Raw genomic sequence first — 18,330 nt, 5'->3', positions numbered from 1 at the left:
GCGCGGGCGTCAGGCGCGCAGCAGCCACTCCAGCAGCTCCTTCGCGCCGTCCACGTGGACGAAGTGGCCCGCGCCGGGGAGCGTCGTCACCGGGCAGCCCGCGGCCTCCAGGCGAGCGGCCTCCTCGTCGGTGACGTAGCGCGAGCGGCCTCCCCGGATGCAGCGCATGGGCGGACGGTCCTTGCGCTCCACGGCGGCCCACAGGTCCGTGCCATTCACGCGCGAGTGCAGGTCCGCCAGGGCCTGTCGGTCGAAGCGCCAGCGCACGCCATCGCCGTCCGTCACCAGGTTCATCACCAGCCAGTCCGCGAGCCCGTCGGACAGGCTCTTGCTGGTGAGCGCCGCGCGCATCTCCCTGCGGTCCTTCGCGCGGGCTGGGGCCTGGAGGAGGATGCCCAGCACCATGCCGCTGTCGGACAAGTCGTAGGGCACGGGGCCGGGCGCGATGTCGAGCAGCGACACGCGGGAGACGGCCTCGGGGACGTGGAGGCTGGCGGCGAGCGAGACGCGTCCGCCGAGCGAGTGGCCGACCCAGTCGAGCGCGCCGTTGAAGCCCTGGGCGCGCGCGGTGTCCAGCACGTCGCGCGCGACGGTGTAGAGGTCGGCGCTCGGGGGAGGAACGGGCGAGGTGCCGTGGCCGGTGAGGTCGGGCAGGAGGAAGCGGCGCCGAGGGTCCGCGGCGCTCCACGCCATGGCCAGGGAGCGCAGGTTGCGCCCCGTGCCGAGGAAGCCGTGCAGCAGCACCGTGGGCACATCCCCCTCACCGATCTGAAAGCTCTCGAGGACCACGCGACTCACGCCTTTCTGTCCGGCCCGGAGTCTTGACCTGGGGTGGGCCGTGCCGCTTCATATCGCGAACTTCTCTTCGACGAGGTTGCTCCGCGTGTCCACTGTCTCCCTGTTGTTGTTCGTGCTCGCCGCCGCTCCCGTGACGGGGGCCTCCTCGGACCCGAAGGCCGCCATCGCCACCGTGTTGGACGACTGGCACAAGGCCGCCGCCGACGCGGACGAGGCGCGCTACTTCGGGTACTTCACGCCGGACGCCGTCTACATGGGCACGGATGCCACGGAGCGGTGGTCGCGCGACGAGTTCCGCGCCTGGTCAAAGCCGTACTTCTCCAAGGGCAAGGCGTGGAGCTTCAAGGCGACCTCCCGCCACATCTTCGTGTCGAAGGACGGCGCGGTAGCGTGGTTCGACGAGACGCTGGACACGCCCAACCTGGGGCCCAGCCGGGGCAGTGGTGTGCTGGTGAAGGACAGCGCCGGCTGGAAGATTGCCCAGTACAACCTGTCCATCCCCATCCCGAACGACATCATGGATGAGGTGGTGAAGCGCATCCAGACGCAGGCGACAGCGAAGCCCGCGCCGGCTCCCGCGCCTCCGGCTCCGAAGAAGAAGTAAGCGTTCCTCTGCTTCAGGTGAGATTCGCTCCGTCCCGCGATGAGGTCGGTGCCACCTGCTCCCCGGCCCGCGAGGGCAACAGGACTCGCGGAATCACGCCGAGCATGGTCCGAAGCTGGGACTCCTTTCCCAGCGTCCTCAACCGCTCTCGTGCAATCACGAGCAGGAGCGCGTTGAACCCGAAGGCCACGAGCACGTGCCACCACGCGTGGAACTGGGGATTGGGGATGCCCCGTGCCGGCAGCGTCTCGTTGAGCGTGGGGCAGAACTGGATGTCGCTCACCCACAACACAATCGCGAGCGCATAGGCCCCGATGCCGAGCTGGAACAGGCGCTTCGTCGCCACGTCCGGGCTGCGCCGCTGGAGGAAGTACGTCCGACCCAGCGCGAAGAACTCCAGCGACGCGAAGCTCACCTGGAAGAGGAAGAACTGCACCGCGCCCCGGGTGAACGCCGTCAGGTACGTCACGAGCACCGCGTGCCCGAAAAGCGCCCACGGGAACCAGCTCCCGAACCGTCGCCGCGGCCGGTCCTCCAGCAGGATGTAGACGATGACGATGGCCAGATAGAGCATCGGCAGTTCGTCCAACATCTGATGCTCGCGGCGCAGCGTCATGTGGAACGCCGTGCTGCCCACGCCCACCAACGCGAGCAACGCGAAGGCGAGGAGGAACCGCCGCTCCAGCACCCGGCGATGCAGCACGACGCCCAGTACGCCCGTGAGGACCAGGATGAGACTGGACGCCGAGTTGAACAGCTCTCCGACGTGGAACAGGTGCTGGTAGTTCGTCTCGCACCAGTCCACCGTCGAAGTGCTCGGGCCCCAGAAGCCCGTCGTGGTCGAGGACATGATGCCAGGGAGCGTAGCACCCGGACTTCACGCCGACCTTCTCTCAGCGCGGCGCGACGATGTAGCGGCCCAGCCGTGACACGTTGCCGCTCACGGTATTCGCCACCGTGTCCACCTGCGCTCCCGGAACTTCCTGCGCGAAGCTCGCCGCGGGCTTCCAGTAGAGCGTGAGGGAAGACTCGGACGCGCCCGTGGGCATGAGGCTCGGGTCGTAGCTCACGGTCAGCCGGGCCTGCTTCAGGAGGGGTTGCTCCCCGGACGTGAAGGCGTAGTTGTGCACCCCGGCAAACGACGCCCACCCGGTCGGCACCACCATGCTGGAGCGCCAGCTTCCAGGCTCGACCTGGAGCTCCGAGGCCACGGCCCCCGCCGGAAGCTCCCAGCGCACTCGCCCTCCGTACTGGATGACGGTGCCTCCGGCCGGGGTGAAGCGCGCCGCGTCGCCGCATTGGTTCGGCCGCAGCTCTCCCGCCAGCGTCAGCCCCGTGAAGGTGTCCTCACCCGCGAGCCCGTCCAGGATGCGGTGATACTGGTACATGGATGTGGCGAGCGGAACGCCCAGGTAGAGGGACTCCGTGCCTTGACCGCTCGACCACAGCGCGTCGATTCGCCGAACGCTCTCCGCGAGCTGTGGATAGTCGAGCCCGTGTTGCTGGCACAGATTCCAGGCCGTCGGCGCGAACAGCTCGTTCGTCGCATCACACAGACTCTGGGCGTCTCCGCCGATGCGGTAGGAGACCGCGCGCACGAACCACTCGTGCGAGAGCTCATGGCGCAGGAAGAACACGATGTGCGCGTACTCGTGTGCCACCAGCACCTGGTTCCCGCGAGCCAGTGCGTTCTCCACCGTCAGGGGACGCGGGACGTTGGGCGGCTGTGCTCGCGATGCCTCCAAATCCCACAGGCAGACGTTCGATCCGGGCCCCGGGCCCTCCGGGGTGGAGTTCATGAACGACGCGCCCGCGAGGTTGCCTGGACTCCCACACACGCTGTCCGAGGCGAGGTGGATGTCGACCGGTATCATCTTCGGTGTCACGTCGAGCCCCGTGAGTGACAGCAGGTCGTCCTTCACCGCGCGGAAGCCCGCGTAGCGAGCGAAGATGTACGACTCCTCGATGGGGCAGGGCGCCTGACAGACGATGCGGAACGTGTCCCCGGCGCGCTGATAGGCGACGTAGGACTGCCCACCCAGCGTCACCGTCTGCGCGGGAATCGAGACCACCTCGATGGGAGGGCCCGCATCGGTCCCGGCGTCGCTTCCCGCATCCGTTCCAGCGTCGCGCCCCTGGGGTCCCGCGTCGACAGGGTCACCGGGTGACGGGTCCTCCTCGTCACCACAGGCGGTGAGCAGGAGCAGCGTTCCAAGCAGGGCACATCGCGCGAGATGAAGAAGGGTCATGGAGGAGGTCGTCACGGAGTGGGTCGCGGAGACGGGTATGTCGCAGATCGCCTGTCGTGGGTATCCGCCATCCTCGGAGTCTTCAGCTGAAGTGGTCTCATCCCAACGCTTCGACTGGGCCCGCGCGAACCCGCGTCGTGTTCCACGGGTGGGATTGGCTTGTCCCAGAAGTGACGCGCTCCTGGAGCCCGCTGGAGTGCCACCTGGGGGCCGCTCCGTGGCACGCTTATTCCATGCCGGGAGAGGCATCCCCGGAACGGAGCGCACGTCATGACGGCAGTCTGGCAGGACCTTCGATATGCCGTGCGGGGGCTGCGGCGCGCTCCTGGCTTCACGCTGGTGGCCGTGGCGGTGCTGGCGCTGGGCATCGGCGCGAACGTGAGCCTCTTCTCCGTGCTCAACGCCGTGCTGCTCAACCCGCTGCCGCACTCGGAACCGGAGCGATTGGTCGTCGTGCAGCAGGCGAAGCCGGGCGAGCTGGGCGGTGTCGCGTATCCGAACCTGCTCGACTGGCGTTCCGGCAGCACGTCCTTCGAGCGGCTCGCTGTCTACACGTCCACCCGCTTCACGGTGAGCGGCGACGGCGAGGCCACGCGCGTCACCGGGGTCATCGCTTCCTCGGATTTGTTTCCGTTGCTGGGCACGTCGCCTCTGCTGGGTCGCACCTTCCTTCCCGAGGAGGACCGCCTGGGGGGCGGGCCCGAGGGCGCGCGGCCCGTGGTGTTGAGCCACGCGTTCTGGCGAAAGCACTTCCCTGGCGCGGGTGCGGGAGACTCGGGCGTGTTGGGGCGTGTGGTGCGGCTGGATGACCTGCCCTTCACCATCGTCGGTGTGTTGCCCGAGGGCTTCAGGTTCCCGTTGCTGCACGAGCCCGCGGACCTGTGGGTGAGCGTGGCGGTGGACGCGGAGCCCAGCGTGTACGGCGGCACCATTCCCTCCAGCCGTGGCTACATGCGCTACGACGCGGCCCTGGGTCGGCTGAAGCAGGGCGTCTCCGTGGAGACAGCTCGGCAGGAGCTGAGCGCGCTCGCGAAGGAACTCGAGCGGGCACATCCGGACAGCGGCACGTTCACGGGAGTCGAGGTCGTCTCCGGGCTGGAGCGACTGGTGGGGCCCATCCGGCCGGTGCTGTTGCTGTTGTTCGGCGCAGTGGCCTGTGTGCTGCTCATCGGCTGCGTCAACGTGGCGAATCTGCTGCTGGCTCGCGCCACGGTGCGACGGCGCGAGGTAGCGGTGAGGCTCGCGCTGGGAGCGAGCCGCGCTCGTGTGGTGCAGTGGATGCTGACGGAGAGCCTGGTGTTGTCCTTCCTGGGCGGAGCGCTGGGCCTGTTGCTCGCCGTGTGGGGCGTGGATGTGATTCAGGCGTTCGCTCCGGCGGAGGTGCCTCGGCTCGACGAGGTGAGCGTGGACGCCGTCGCCCTGGGCTTCGCGGTGTTGCTCTCGCTGCTCACGGCGCTCGCATGTGGACTGGTGCCCGCGCTGAGTGGCACGGAGCCTGGGCTTCGCGAGGCGCTGAAGGACGCGGCGCGGGGCACCACGGGTGGGCGCTCGGCGGTGCGACTGCGCGGTGCGCTGGTGGTGGCGCAGACGGCGCTCGCGCTGGTGTTGCTCGTGGGCGCCGCCCTGCTGGTGAACAGCCTGGTGCGGCTCACGCATGTGGACCCGGGGTTCGAGACGCGCGGCGTGCTGGCGGTGAGCCTGGACCTGCCTGTGTCCCGCTATCCGATGCGCTCGGCGAGCGTGACGGACTTCTATGCGCGGCTGGTGGACCGGCTGCGCGGGATGCCCGGAGTCCTCTCCGTGAGCACCGCCGAGGGACTCCCGTTGAGCGGGCTGAACAACGGCACCAGCGTGCAGGTGGAAGGAACTCCCGTGCGCAAGGACGAGGCACGGCTGCGCTTCGTGGGGCTCGACTACTTCCGCACCCTGGGCATCGGCCGGGTCGCGGGTCGGGACTTCGCAGTGGGCGATGACCGGACGGGGCCCGCGGTGGTGATGGTGAATGAAGCGTTCGTGCGGCGATACCTGGACGGACAGGCCCCGCTGGGGCGTCGGCTGAAGCTGGGGTGGGGTGGCGAGGCGCCGAAGGAGCTTGTCGGCGTGGTGCGGGACGTGAGGCACCAGGGGCTCGGCGCACTGCCGGAGCCCGAGGTGTATGTCCCCCACGCCCAGTTCCCACTCAACGCGCTGACGGTGTTCCTGCGGACGTCGAGCGAGCCGCTGTCACTCCTGGCCACGGTCCGCGCGGAGGTGCGTGCGCTTGACGCCGGGGTGCCAGTCGCGGGGGCGCGGACAGTGGAGGGCTTCATCGAGGAGGCACTGGTGCCGCAGCGCTTCGTGACGTTGCTGCTGGGCACGTTCGCGGTGGTGGCGCTGGTACTGACGCTGCTCGGACTGGGCGGCGTGATGGCGTACACGGTGGCGCAGCGCACGCACGAGTTCGGCGTGAGGGCGGCGCTGGGCGCGCAGGCGTCGGATGTGTTGTGGCTGGTGTTGCGGCAGGGGATTCGACGCACCTGCTTGGGCGTGGCCCTGGGGTTGGTGGGCTCTCTCGTGCTCACGAATGTGCTGGAGCACTGGCTGTACGGCATCACCGCGACGGACCCGTGGACCTTCGTCGCGGTGTCGTTGCTGCTGACGTTCTGCGCGCTGCTGGCCTGCTACCTGCCGGCGCGACGGGCGACAAGGGTCTCTCCACTGGTCGCCTTACGGGCCGAGTGACCGCGCGCGGAGATCAGTGGCCAGTCACTGAGTAGGGCGCGGTCACGTCCGTGAACTTCGCACCGGTGATGCCTGCTCGCTCCAGGGCTTCCTTGACTTCGTCGGAGACAACCAAGGCTACCGTCCAACCCCAGGTGCGGAAGACCTTGGCGTTTCCCACCTGTGTCGGGTCGATTCGCATCCCGGCCACGGAGGCGTATGTGCCCACCTTCTCGGGCAACCCATCCTCCGGAGTCCAGTACCGCACCTCTTCGCTCGCCGAATCGTCGATGCACTTCACCAGTCGAGTGGCGTTGAGGATGAAGTGTTGCTCTGGGGCGTCGAGCCCCACCGGGACAAGCTGCAGGTCGTTGGGTGCCAATGTGGCGAAGAGGGACGCCGCTTTTGCATGGACGATGGGGATGCTGAATGCCGCGTGGGAATAGTCGAGCGGCTTGCCTGGGATCTTGATGGGAACCTGGATGTGCTCGGTCGCTTCCGCTGGATGACCGCTCCTGAATCGCCACGGGTCTTCGAGCTTCTGGCCCTCCTGGTCGAGCGGATGCCCCAGCTCCCACCGGCCGGCGAGGTACACATCATCGGTCAGTTTGAAGAACCGCTTTGGCATGAGGTCCTTCCGTCATTCAGTCAGGGTGACCTGGCGGTTGCGGTCGGACGCTCCAGCGAGCGTCCTCACCGCGTCGTCAACCGCCGGGTCAGGAACCGCGGGCGCCGGTGCGCTGCTTCCACGCGGTGAGCAGGTGCTCGACGACCTCGTCCAGGCCCACATCCTTGGTCACCTGGGTGAAGACGAAGGGACCGCTGCCGCGCATCTTCTTCGCGTCGCGCTCCATCACTCCCAGGTCCGCGCCCACGTGCGGCGCCAGGTCCGTCTTGTTGATGATGAGCAGGTCCGACTGTGTGATTCCCGGCCCACCCTTGCGCGGCACCTTGTCGCCACCCGCCACGTCGATGACGTACACCGTGTAGTCCGCCAGCTCCCGGCTGTACTGCGCCGCCAGGTTGTCTCCGCCGCTCTCCACAATCAGCAGCTCCGGCGTCAGCTCCTCCATCAACTGCTCCAGCGCCAGCAGGTTGTGGCTGATGTCCTCGCGAATCGCCGCGTGCGGACAGCCTCCTGTCTCCACCGCCTTGATTCGCTCCGGCGACAGCGCGTGGTTGCGGACCAGGAACTCCGCGTCCTCCTTGGTGAAGATGTCGTTCGTCACCACGCCCAGCCGGTAGCGCTCGCGCAGCCTGCGGCACAGCGCCAGCACCAGCGCAGTCTTCCCGCTCCCCACCGGCCCGCCGATGCCGATGGTGAAGGCCCGGGACTGGTAGTCGCGCTTCTTCGGCTCCTCCCGCTCCTCGAAGTGGCCCGGATGGTCCCACTCCTCATGCGTGTGGTCGTGCTCGTCGTCATGGCCATGGCCGCGGTGGTCATCGTCGTGCATGTGCGCTTCACCTCAGGACAGGAAGAGTCTCGAATAGAGCCGGTCGTGCGTGGAACCCAGCAAGTCCAACAGCGGCGAGGGCTGCGCCAGCTCCTCCAACCCCAGCCCCGCGCAGCGCTCCCACACCGTGTCCAACAACGCCGTCGCCTGGTGCTGGAGCTGGTGCGACTCGTGCGTGCCGATGATGCCCAGCCGCACCGCCGCCGACAGCGTGCCCCTCAACGTCAGCGACAGATGCAGCCGCTGCGCCTCCGCCAGCTCCACCTCCAGCACGTTCAACACCGCCCCGAACACCGGCGCGTGGTGGAAGCCCAGCCCCGCTGCCCGCGCTGCCTCGCGCAGCGGCCCCACCGGCCCCGGGAAGATGCGCGCGCACGTGTCCAGGAACGCGCGGCCCTGCGTGCGGCTCGCCCGGTGCGCCACGTGGCTGGTGAGGAACGCCTCCGCGCGCGCGTCCAGCTCCGGCAACCGCGACGGCTCGCGATGCGCCGCGCTCAACAACGGCAGCGCTCCATGCCCCGCCTGCCACAGCAGCTCGCGCGCGAAGCGGCGCAGCTCCGGCGCCCCCCGCACCTCGCCCGCCTGCACCGCCGCCTCCAGTCCCCCCGAGTGCGCGAAGCCCCCCGTGGGAAACCCCGAGTCCGCGAGCTGAAGCACCTTCCAGGACGAGCCCATGGCGCGAGGTCCCCGGTCAGAACAGCGAGTAGCGCTGCGCCAGCGGCAGCTTCACCGCGGCCTCACACCGCAACAGCTCTCCATCCGCGCGCACCTCGTACGTCTCCGGGTCCACCGTGATGACCGGCAGCGCGTCGTTGAGCCGCATGTCCCGCTTGCTCAAGCCTCGACACCGCTTCACCGCGACCACCCGCTTCATCAACCCCAGCTCGCGCGTCGTCCCCTCCGCCAGCGCACGCGGCGAGACGAACACCACGCTGGTGGCCCCGAGCGCGCGTCCTCGCGCTCCGAACATGGGCCGCATCAGGTACGGCTGCGGCGTCGGAATCGAGGCGTTGGCGTCACCCATCTGTCCCCAGGCGATGAAGCCGCCCTTGATGACGAGCTCCGGACGGATGCCGAAGAAGGCTGGCCGCCACAGCACCAGGTCCGCCAGCTTCCCCACTTCCACCGAGCCCACCTCGTGGGACAGCCCATGGGCGATGGCCGGGTTGATGGTGTACTTCGCCACGTACCGTCGGATGCGCAGGTTGTCGTTGTCGCCCGCTTCCTGGCTCAGCCGCCCCCGCTGCTCGCGCATCTTGTGCGCCGTCTGCCACGTGCGACAGATGACCTCACCCACGCGCCCCATGGCCTGGCTGTCCGAGGACATGATGCTGATGGCGCCCAGGTCATGAAGGATGTCCTCGGCGGCAATCGTCTCGCCCCGGATGCGGCTCTCCGCGAAGGCGACGTCCTCGGGAATCTCCCGGTCCAGGTGATGGCAGACCATGAGCATGTCGAGGTGCTCGTCCAGCGTGTTCACCGTGTACGGCCGCGTGGGGTTGGTGGACGAGGGCAGCACGTTGTCCACGCCGCACACGCGGATGATGTCCGGCGCATGGCCTCCACCCGCGCCCTCGGAGTGGTACGTGTGGATGGTGCGGCCCTTGATTGCCGCGAGCGAGTCATCCACGTAGCCCGACTCGTTGAGCGTGTCCGTGTGGATGGTGACCTGGACGTCTTCGTCCTCGGCCACGGTGAGGCACGTGTCGATGGCGGCCGGCGTGGTGCCCCAGTCTTCGTGCAGCTTCAGGCCGATGGCGCCCGCGCGAATCTGGTCGAGCAGGCCCTCCGGCATGGACGTGTTGCCCTTGCCCGTGAGGCCGATGTTGAGCGGAATCGTGTCCGTGGCCTGGAGCATCCGCTGCAGGTTCCAGATGCCCGGCGTGCACGTCGTGGCTTTTGTTCCCGTCGCGGGGCCCGTGCCTCCGCCCACCCAGGTGGTGATGCCGCTGGCGAGCGCCTCGTCCGCCTGCTGCGGGCAGATGAAGTGGATGTGCGTGTCCAGCCCGCCCGCCGTGACGAGGTGCCCCTCCGCGGAGATGGCCTCCGTGGTGACTCCCACCACCATGCCCGGCGTCACCCCGGCCATGATGTCCGGGTTGCCCGCCTTGCCGATGCCGACGATGCGGCCCGCCTTGATTCCGATGTCCGCCTTGTAGATGCCCGTCCAGTCGAGGATGAGCGCGTTGGTGAGGACGACGTCCAGCGCGTCCGCGTCGCCGGCCCCCGCGCGCTGGCCCATGCCCTCGCGCAGCACCTTGCCTCCGCCGAACTTGCACTCGTCACCGTAGACGGTGGCGTCGCGCTCCACCTCGGCCCACAGCCCCGTGTCGCCCAGCCGGACTCTGTCCCCGGTGGTGGGCCCGAACATGTCCGCGTAGTGGCGCCGGTCCATCTTCCGACTCATTCGCGCTCCCCCTCATGGCCGAAGCCTCGCGCACGGACCGCTTCCATTCCGCGCTCGCGATTCTCGGCGGACACCTTGCCGCTGCCCAGCGCGTTGCCGCCGCGCACCACCTGCTCACCCGCGATGGCCACCAGCTGCACCGTCTTGCGCTCACCCGGCTCGAAGCGGACGGCCGTGCCCGCGGGAATGTCCAGGCGCCGGCCGTAGGCCTTCTCGCGGTCGAAGGCGAGCGCGCGGTTCGTCTCGAAGAAGGGGTAGTGGCTGCCCACCTGGATGGGACGGTCTCCCAGGTGCGTCACTGTGAGGGAGAGGGTGTCGCGCCCCGCGTTGAGCTCGATGTCGCCGGGCTTCACGCGCACCTCGCCGGGCACTCCATCCCCCGTGGACACCTGCTCGCTGAAGCGCTCCAACGAGGGCACCGGGAGGAAGCTGCCGTACAGCGCCAGCTCCAGGTCGCCGTGCTCGGCCACCACCGGGTGGTGCACCGTCACCAGCTTGGAGCCGTCCGGGAAGGTGCCCTCCACCTGCACCTCCGCGAGCATCTCCGGCACGCCCTCCATCACCTGCGCGCGTCCCAGGAAGCGCCGCCCCAGGTCCATCAGCTCCGCCACGCTCCGGCCGTCACGGATGAACTCCAGCAACTGCGTGGCGATGAGGGCGACGGCCTCCGGGTAGCTCAGCCTCACCCCTCGGGCGAGCCGCTTCTGGGCCAGGACGCCCGCCTGATGCAGCAACAGCTTGTCGACGTCGCGAGGGGACAGGTGCACGAGACCAACTCCCAGCCGCGCCCGAAGGCGCCATGACTTGACGCGTCAACAGTAGTGCAAGGTGTCGGGCGTCGCCAGGGAGGGGGCTCAGACTCGACGGGCCCAGGGGTCGTCCCCGAGCAGCGCGGGGAGGAAGGAGAGCCAGTCCCGGGTGGTGCGCACCAGCTCCTCCACGGACACGGCGGCGGCGCGCACCAGCAAGCCCTGGGTGCCCAGCGGACTGGAGGAAGGGACGAGGGAGGCGCGCGAGGTGACGGGCAGCGCGGTGATTCGAGCGTGCAGCGCCGCGCGCGCGGTGGCCAGCGCGGGGCCGACGAGGAGGAGGGTGGCCATGGCCTCGAAGCGGCCCAGGCGCTCCGGGAGCGTGCCGTGTGAAGGGTCCAGCAGCCAGCGCTCGTCGACGAGGGCGCGCTCGCCCACGTGGACGCGCAGGGTGGAGGCGTAGTGCGAGAAGGCCCAGCGCTCACCGCTGGCGCTGCGTCCGGAGGTGATGAGGTCCGCGAGGACGAGCGACGCGCCAGGCGCGAGCCGGAAGTCGAGGGTCTGGTTGTAGCGCGCGCCGGTGAAACACGCGGTGGGGTCCGGCACCCAGGCGAGCAGCGCGTCCTCACTCAAGCGGGCCGACACGTCGCTGCGACAGCCGGAGGGCGAGCGGTAGACGCGGTTGGCGCCCTGCGAGGACAGCCACGCGGTGGCACCGGGCGCCACGTCCACCTGGAGCGAGAGGTGGTCTCCATCCACGAGGCCGCCGCCGAACGAGCTGGTGTAGGCCCACGCGGCGTGGCCGTGGTTGCGCGGGGTGAGCAGTCGTAGCGGGCTGTGCGCCAGCGCGGTGCGCACCACGGTGCGGGGGCCGGAGCGCTCGAAGGCGAGGTGGGCGAAGCCCGCGCGGCGAGGTGTCTCGGAAAGGGGTGTCAGCGGGGCCCGGCTCACGCGGTCAGCCTGGGCCAAACACGGCCGGAGCACAACGCCCGGCCGCGCGAGGTGCTGCGACAGCGCGCGCTCGAAAACGGTGGAGAAGAGGGGAACAGCGGGTGCGCCGTGGCGTCGCGCAACCGCACCCTGTCCAGCTCCACTTGCGAGGGTCCCTGGAGGGTGGGGAACGTGACGCGCATGACCCGCGCGGGCACGGGCGTCGTGGCGCGGGCACGTCGAACTTCGAGACCCTCCGTGCTCCTACCAGGGCGTCCCGGGCGATTGTCGTGAAAATTAGGTCAAGTGACCTATATTGTCCTCATCGAGGCACGGACGTCCCGTGTCCGCCCGTAGGGGAGTCGTCATGGCGTCCGAGGGAAGTGTCGTGCTGGTGGGGGGCTACGGCGTGGTGGGTGTCCGGCTCGCCCGCTTGTTGAGGGAGCGTCATCCCGGGTTGCCGCTCGTCATCGCCGGACGGAGGCTGGAGCCCGCGCGCGAGCTGGCCGCCGAGCTCGGGAACGCCGAGGGCGTGGCGCTGGATATCCGTGCCCCGTCACCGCTGGCGGTGCTTGGCGTGAAGCCTCGGGCCGTGGTGTCGCTGGTCAATGACCCCGAGGACCACCTGCTGATGTCCACGGCGCGCGACGGCGTCCCGGTGCTGGACATCACCCGGTGGACGTCGCGGGTGAGGGCCGCGATGTTGCGGCTGTCGGGCACGCCTCCTCGCGGGCCGGTGATGCTGGGCTCGGCGTGGATGGCGGGGCTGGTGCCTCGGCTGGTGGCGATGGCCGCGCGACGCCTGGGACGGCTGGAGCACGTGGACGTGGGCATCCGCTTCGCGCTCGCGGACGAGGCGGGGCCGGACTCCCTGGAGTACATGGACCGGTTGGGGCTGTCCTTCGACGTGACGGAGCGGGGACAGGAGCGCCAGGTGTTGCCCCTGACGGACGGGCGACTGGTGACGTTCTCGGACGGACGGAGCACGCGGGTGTTCCGGCTCGACACGCCCGAGCAGGCGACGCTGCCCATGGTGCTGGGCGCGCGCGGCGTGGCGACGCGGCTGGGGTTCGACTCGGGCTCGGCGACGTGGTCGCTCGTGGTGCTCCAGCGGCTCGGCATCCTGCGCCTGCTCCAGCATCCCCGACTGACGCCGCTTCGCCGGGCGCTGCTGGCGACCAGTGGCACTGGAGGCGAGGCCGCGTGGGTGGCCGACCTGGAGGGCGAGCACGGCCGCACCCGCATCGAGGTGGTGGACCCGAAGGGCCAGGCGCACCTGACGGCCGTGGGCGCGCTGCTCGGCGTCGAGCGACTGTTGGGCCTGGATGGCGCGCCGCCACCGTCCGCCGGCGTGTGGTTCCCCGAGCACGAGCCCCGGCCCGAGGCGCTGCTGGCCACGCTGCGCGCCTGCGGCGTCACCGTGCGGCTCGATGAGGTAGAGGTAGCGTCCTCCGAGGTGCCGACGAGGAAGGCGGCCTGATGTCACCACGCGCGAGCAAGTCCCCTGGGAAGCTCCCCTCCGCGAAGCCGCGAGCGGGCACCGCCGTCCACGCCAAGGGCCACGAGCGCGTGGAGCGCATCCTGGACGCCGCCATGGACGTGCTGGTGGAGGACGGCTACGCGGGGCTGAGCCTGCGCGGCGTGGCTCAACGCGCGGGGCTGAGCCTGGGCAATCTCCAGTACTACTTCCCCACGAAGCAGGACGTGGTGCGCGCGCTGCTCGCCCGCTACCTGGAGACCGCCATCCGTCGGGTGCGCGAGCGCATGGACGGCGGAGGACAGGAGCCGGCGAAGCGACTGCGGCACGCGCTGGATGCCTTGCTGGAGGACCAGGAGTCCCCTCGGCACTTCCAGCTCTTCGCGGAGCTGTGGGCCCTGGCCGCGCGGGACGTCATGGTGGCGGACGCGCTGGGCGTCTTCTACGCCGGCTATCGCGAGGGCGTGGTGGAGCTGTTGCGAGAGCTGTCGCCCGACCTCACCCCCGCGAGACGGGAGCGACGCGCGGCGCTGCTGGTGGCCTTCTTCGAGGGGCTCTCGCTCTTTCGCGGCGGAGGCAGCCTGCGCGCCTCCTCCGTGCCCGGACTGGAGCAGGAGCTGCGCGCCCTGTGGGACGAGTTCACCGGACGGCCGTGAGCCGTCCGTGGCCGTTCGACGCGAGAAGCCCGGGGGCTTTCAGTCTTCTTCGACGACGAGCACCGACTTGAGGCGCTCCAGCGCCTCCGCGGAGACGTCCGTGAACGCGAGGCCTACTTCGTAGCGGGCCACCGCGTCCTTCTCCAGCTTGCGCAGCCACGCCACGCGCGCGCGACATTCCAGCGTGGAGCCGTCTCCCAGATACAGGTCCACCTCGAGCTGGGTGCCCTCGGCATACAGCTCGTCGGAGTAGATGCGCACGCCTCCCAGGCTCGCGTCCAACACCTGCCGCTTGTCGCCGAATTTCAGCCGCGCCGGGCGCGCATACAGCGGCGCCTGGAGACGGGGAAACAGACGACGGTCATCCGCCGGAATGCTCTTCGTGCTCACTTGGCTCATCATCGGCACTCCCCCCGTCACAATCCGGCGGGTCTCACGGGCCTGTCACGAGCATAGGGGATTCGGGCGCCGTGTGCAGGTGGGTCAATGGAACAACCCCGCCACCACCTCCAGCAACCCACCCATCGCCTCTCTCACCACGGTCGCCCCCTCCACGGCCGCCTCGGCGGCGGAGCCCAGGCCCTCGCTGGCCGCCTCCACCGTGACGCCCAGCATCTCGCCGACCTCCACCACGTCCGCCGCGTCGCCCGCCCCCTCCAGTGAGGCCGTCAGGACCTCGGCGGCCCGGGAGCGCTCGGGGCTGCCCGCGGTCACCTGGGACAGCGCCGCCACCGCCGCCGCCGCAGCAGCAGCCGTGCCCACCACCGCCGCGCCCACCGCGAGCGGACGCTTCGCGCGCTGGTGCCAGTCGATCAACGCCTTGAGCTCATTCGCGTCCAGCCAGAGGCCATGGCAGCTCCCACACAGGTCCACCGCGCACACCTCCGTGCGGACCTGGGAGAGGAACTTCGCGCAGGACGGACAACGCGCCGCGGGCGCGCCGCACAGCCCGCACTGCTCATGTGTCGCCGGGACATGGTGTCGCGAGTGACGGCAGCGCCGGGTCGCCGTGGGCAGGGCCGCCTGGAGGGCCTCCGTCTTCCAACCTGGAGCCAGCCGCTCCAGCTCGCCCGCGTCCAGCCAGTGGCCGTGACAGCGGGTGCAGGTGTCGACCGAGACACCGCGCAGGTCGATGACGCGCAGCGTGGGGGCAGGTTGTGGGCAGATGGGGCAGTCGCTCTTCATGCGGTGTGCATTCTTCCACGAATCAGGGAGGAGGGATGCGCAGCCGCCGGCCGAACGAGGGCACGCCCGCGTCGTTGACGATGAAGAGCTGGTAGTAGCCGGGCGGCGCGAGGTTGCGGTTGGCGGGCATGGTGGCGGTGAGGCTGCCCGCGTCGCGCGTGAAGGCGAGCGTGAGCAGCCGCTGGTTCATGTCGAAGGTGTGAGTCACGGAGCTGAGCGCGATGAGGGACACGCGGGCGATGCTGGCCGCGTCGGGCGTGGTGATGGTGATGGTGCTCGCCGGCAGGCCCGTCGTCGGCGCCGCGGTGACGACGGGGCGCGGGCCCTTGAAGAGGTAGGGCGGGGAGTAGATTTCGGCGGTGCGCTCCAGCCGTCCTCCCGCGGACAGCACGCGTCCGTCCGGCAGGAGCAGGGCGGTGGAGTGATAGCCGCGATAGCGGACGTTGCTCGCCAGCGAGGTCCAGGTGTTGGTGGCGGGGTTGAAGACCTCCGCGTGGTAGACGGGAAAGTCGGCCGAGTCGAAGCCGGGACCGCTGCTGCCACCCAGGACGAGCACGGTGCCGTCCGGCAGCAGCACCGCGTTGTGCTGGCGTCGGCGGATGCTCATCGAGGTCCGGTACTGCCAGGTGGGATTCGCGGCGGTGAGGTCTATCTGCTCCACGGTGGCGGTGGGCGGCTCGCTGCCACCCATGATGAGCACCTTGCCGTCCATGTACACGGCGGGGCCGTAGTTCCGGCCGCCGAAGAGGCTCTGGGGTCCGTTGGTCCAGGCGCCGTTGCCAGTGGGGTCCAGCCAGAGAGAGAGGCGCAGGGAGCCCGCGTAGAAGAGCCGCCCGTCGGGCGCGAGGAACATCTTCGGGTAGTAGGGGAAGTTCTTCTGCGCGCCGGTCAGCGTCCGCCAGGTGTTGGTGCCCGCGATGAAGCGCTGGGGGATTTCGTTGATGTCGCCGGGCCCGGCGATTTCTCCAGAGGTCACCACCACGTCTCCGTTGGCGAGCGTCGTGTTGGTGGGGTACCAGCGCGGAGCGTTCATGTCCGGCAGGCGCGTCCAGGTGTTGGTGGCGAAGTCGAAGAGGCTCGCGTCGTCGAGCCCCACGTGGGTCGCGACGTGTCCCCCGGTGACGAGCAGCTTCCCGTTCGAGAGGAAGGAGTGGCCCGCGCAGAAGATGTTGTAGCCGGGGAGGGTGACCGTGGAGAGCGCCTGGGTGGTGGGGTCCCAGCGCATGGGCGGCAGATTTCCTTCCTCGAACTCGCCGAAGAACATCACTTTGCCGTCGGGAAGCAGACTGAGGTGGGTGGCGGTGATGGGCCAGTTCATGACACTGGACCAGCGACCGACCTGGTTGGGGGACTGCGCGCGGGCTGAAGACGTCAGCAGCACGAGACCGAGGAGCCAGACCCCATGCGGGGATGGTGAGAGGGAGACGCGGCGGGGCTTCATGAGCTCTCCGGGTGGATGCTTGTCGAACGCGGAGGCAGAACGTAGGCCCGCAACGGGAACTGCCCAGCCGTTCGCTCGTCGTGGTCATTGCCGATTGGGTGACGGGCCCCTCCCACCGGAGGGCTGTTGTCTCGTGTCTCGAATTGGCTTCGTCTCACGCTCGCGCTGAGGTCTCGGCGTCGGTGGCCACTTCGGGCACCCTCGGTCGACACGCGCGGATGGAGGAGAGGTCCCGATGAAGTACAGGCGTTGTTTGCTGGGGGTGGTGTGTCTGCTCGCGGGTTGTTCCTCTGCTCCGGGCTCGTCGGAGCCGGAGGGGAAGTCCTCATCCCCGCTCATGAGCACCTGGGAGGCTTGCTCGCGGACCGCCGTGTCGTTGGTGGTCACGGCGATAGAGGAGACACCGTACTCACCGCCCATGGCCTCCAGTCCCGCGGGCATGGTGTTCAGCGCGGACGACGGCGTGCGAGGTCGCGAGCCCTGGGTGAGCAACGGCGTGCCGGGAGCGGGCACCCGACTCTTGAAGGAGCTCGTTCCCGGAGCGGAGAGCTCCGACCCCCGGTGGTTCACGCGGGTGGGGACGCAGGTGTTCTTCGCCGCCACGGACCCGGTGGCGGGACGCGAGCTGTTCGTGAGTGACGGCACCCCGGACGGCACCCGGCGCGTGAAGGACATCTGGCCCGGCGCGGTGGGGTCGTTCCCGGCCGAGCTGTTCGCGTTCAAGGGGCTGCTCTACTTCGCGGCGGGAGACCCGGTGAATGGACGGGAGCTATGGCGCAGCGACGGCACGGCCGCGGGCACGGTCCTGGTGGCGGACATGGAGGGGGGGCCCGAGGACTCGTCCCCGTACCAGCTCACCCAAGGGGGAGATGGCGCGCTGTATTTCCTCCGGTCGGAGCGAAGCACCTTCACGTTGTTGATGCGCACGGAGGGTGGCGCCGGTGCGGTGGAGGTGTTCCGCACGCCGAGCGACCAGGGCTTCCCGAGTCCGCTGACGCCCGTGGGCCGCAAGCTGTTCTTCGTCGAGGGCGGCATGCATGGCGGCGGCGGCTCCCACGGACGGAGCGGGACGTTGATGGTGACGGAGGCGGGCGCGACTCCGGAGATGCTGGGCCACTTCGGGATGTTGGGAGAGCTGGCGGCGGTGGGCGGGAGGTTGCTGTTCAGCGCCTCGCCGCACAGGGTGGCCGAGGACATGGAGCTGTGGCGCAGCGACGGCACCATGGCCGGCACCACGCTGCTGGAGGACATCCGCCCGGGGCCCGAGGGCTCGTATCCCGAGCACTTCGCGGTGCTGGAGAACCGGCTCTTCTTCGCCGCGGATGACGGGATTCATGGCGTGGAGCCCTGGGACAGCGATGGCACGGAGCCACGCACGCGCCTGTTCGGCGACCTGGAGGCCGGCGCGGGCAGCTCGTCCCCGAGCGACCTGACGACCGTCGAGGACCTGCTCTTCTTCGGCGCGTCCATTCGCAACCGGGGTGCGGAGCCATGGGTGGGCAACGGCGTGCGCCTCTCCACGGTGTCCCTGACGGAAATCGCGCCCGGGCCCCGCTCCTCCAACCCGAGGAACTTCATGCGCTCCCAGGACCATGCGTTCTTCACCGCCGAGGACGACGGTGGGGTCCGGCGGCTGTACTCCCTGCTCATCCGGCCGGACGGGGGGTGTCCTCCCTGAGC

Annotated in this window: 17 protein-coding genes; 5 read left to right on the top strand and 12 right to left on the bottom strand. The window is 69.6% G+C overall.

What is annotated here, in order from left to right; all coding sequences use genetic code 11:
- Nucleotides 1-9: 9 nt before the first annotated feature.
- Entirely contained in the window at nucleotides 10-789 is a 780-nt protein-coding gene (locus tag ACN469_RS33640) for an alpha/beta fold hydrolase (protein WP_498774784.1), read from the bottom strand.
- 94 nt (nucleotides 790-883) lie between these two features.
- On the opposite strand from ACN469_RS33640, the gene ACN469_RS33635 reads away from it, so the two are divergent.
- On the top strand, nucleotides 884-1,402 hold the full coding sequence (locus ACN469_RS33635) for a nuclear transport factor 2 family protein (protein WP_498774708.1): 519 nt from the start codon (nucleotides 884-886) through the stop codon (nucleotides 1,400-1,402).
- Nucleotides 1,403-1,415: 13 nt separating this feature from the next.
- On the opposite strand, the gene ACN469_RS33630 is transcribed toward ACN469_RS33635, so the two are convergent.
- Nucleotides 1,416-2,252, bottom strand: coding sequence for a ceramidase (locus ACN469_RS33630; RefSeq protein WP_498774706.1), 837 nt, complete (start codon nucleotides 2,250-2,252; stop codon nucleotides 1,416-1,418).
- 43 nt (nucleotides 2,253-2,295) lie between these two features.
- Complete coding sequence (locus tag ACN469_RS33625) at nucleotides 2,296-3,651, bottom strand: hypothetical protein (protein WP_498774704.1); 1,356 nt, start codon at nucleotides 3,649-3,651, stop codon at nucleotides 2,296-2,298.
- A 270-nt stretch (nucleotides 3,652-3,921) separates the two neighbouring features.
- Between ACN469_RS33625 and ACN469_RS33620 the strand changes: the two genes are divergently transcribed.
- Nucleotides 3,922-6,372: an ABC transporter permease gene (locus ACN469_RS33620; RefSeq protein ID WP_498774702.1), complete on the top strand. Its 2,451-nt coding sequence runs from the start codon at nucleotides 3,922-3,924 to the stop codon at nucleotides 6,370-6,372.
- Between the two features lie 13 nt (nucleotides 6,373-6,385).
- Here the strand turns inward: ACN469_RS33620 and ACN469_RS33615 are convergent, their stop codons facing one another.
- The 6 genes from ACN469_RS33615 to ACN469_RS33590 all read right to left on the bottom strand — a co-directional run bounded on the left by ACN469_RS33615 (nucleotide 6,386) and on the right by ACN469_RS33590 (nucleotide 11,912).
- Nucleotides 6,386-6,979 (bottom strand): imm11 family protein, encoded by a 594-nt coding sequence (locus ACN469_RS33615; RefSeq protein WP_498774700.1) that lies wholly within the window; start codon nucleotides 6,977-6,979, stop codon nucleotides 6,386-6,388.
- 88 nt (nucleotides 6,980-7,067) lie between these two features.
- Nucleotides 7,068-7,805: an urease accessory protein UreG gene (gene ureG, locus ACN469_RS33610; RefSeq protein ID WP_498774698.1), complete on the bottom strand. Its 738-nt coding sequence runs from the start codon at nucleotides 7,803-7,805 to the stop codon at nucleotides 7,068-7,070.
- A 12-nt stretch (nucleotides 7,806-7,817) separates the two neighbouring features.
- Nucleotides 7,818-8,480 (bottom strand): urease accessory protein UreF, encoded by a 663-nt coding sequence (locus tag ACN469_RS33605; RefSeq protein ID WP_498774696.1) that lies wholly within the window; start codon nucleotides 8,478-8,480, stop codon nucleotides 7,818-7,820.
- 16 nt (nucleotides 8,481-8,496) lie between these two features.
- Entirely contained in the window at nucleotides 8,497-10,212 is a 1,716-nt protein-coding gene (ureC, locus tag ACN469_RS33600) for an urease subunit alpha (protein ID WP_498774694.1), read from the bottom strand.
- A complete protein-coding gene (gene ureA / locus ACN469_RS33595; protein WP_498774692.1) occupies nucleotides 10,209-10,979 on the bottom strand; it encodes an urease subunit gamma in 771 nt (256 codons plus the stop codon). The genes ureC and ureA overlap by 4 nt, the downstream gene beginning before the upstream one ends.
- Nucleotides 10,980-11,066: 87 nt before the next feature.
- Nucleotides 11,067-11,912, bottom strand: coding sequence for an urease accessory protein UreD (locus tag ACN469_RS33590; protein WP_498774690.1), 846 nt, complete (start codon nucleotides 11,910-11,912; stop codon nucleotides 11,067-11,069).
- Nucleotides 11,913-12,258: 346 nt separating this feature from the next.
- Here ACN469_RS33590 and ACN469_RS33585 point away from each other — a divergent pair, with 346 nt between their 5' ends.
- The gene (locus ACN469_RS33585; protein ID WP_498774688.1) at nucleotides 12,259-13,371 is read left to right on the top strand and encodes a saccharopine dehydrogenase family protein; all 1,113 of its coding nucleotides are present in this window, start codon (nucleotides 12,259-12,261) and stop codon (nucleotides 13,369-13,371) included.
- Nucleotides 13,371-14,024: a TetR/AcrR family transcriptional regulator gene (locus ACN469_RS33580; protein WP_498774686.1), complete on the top strand. Its 654-nt coding sequence runs from the start codon at nucleotides 13,371-13,373 to the stop codon at nucleotides 14,022-14,024. Before ACN469_RS33585 ends, ACN469_RS33580 begins: the two co-directional genes overlap by 1 nt.
- Nucleotides 14,025-14,063: 39 nt before the next feature.
- Here ACN469_RS33580 and ACN469_RS33575 read toward each other — a convergent pair whose 3' ends face one another.
- From ACN469_RS33575 to ACN469_RS33565, 3 genes are all read right to left on the bottom strand, one after another.
- Entirely contained in the window at nucleotides 14,064-14,423 is a 360-nt protein-coding gene (locus ACN469_RS33575; RefSeq protein WP_498774782.1) for a PilZ domain-containing protein, read from the bottom strand.
- A gap of 84 nt (nucleotides 14,424-14,507) precedes the next feature.
- On the bottom strand, nucleotides 14,508-15,209 hold the full coding sequence (locus tag ACN469_RS33570) for a TFIIB-type zinc ribbon-containing protein (RefSeq protein WP_498774684.1): 702 nt from the start codon (nucleotides 15,207-15,209) through the stop codon (nucleotides 14,508-14,510).
- A 22-nt stretch (nucleotides 15,210-15,231) separates the two neighbouring features.
- Nucleotides 15,232-16,650, bottom strand: coding sequence for a galactose oxidase-like domain-containing protein (locus ACN469_RS33565; protein ID WP_498774682.1), 1,419 nt, complete (start codon nucleotides 16,648-16,650; stop codon nucleotides 15,232-15,234).
- A gap of 235 nt (nucleotides 16,651-16,885) precedes the next feature.
- Here ACN469_RS33565 and ACN469_RS33560 point away from each other — a divergent pair, with 235 nt between their 5' ends.
- On the top strand, nucleotides 16,886-18,328 hold the full coding sequence (locus tag ACN469_RS33560; RefSeq protein WP_498774680.1) for an ELWxxDGT repeat protein: 1,443 nt from the start codon (nucleotides 16,886-16,888) through the stop codon (nucleotides 18,326-18,328).
- Nucleotides 18,329-18,330: the final 2 nt, after the last annotated feature.

Source organism: Corallococcus terminator (genome assembly GCF_049194865.1).
Classification (GTDB): Bacteria; Myxococcota; Myxococcia; order Myxococcales; family Myxococcaceae; genus Myxococcus; species Myxococcus terminator_A.
This window is presented reverse-complemented; position numbering and strand designations above follow the sequence as displayed.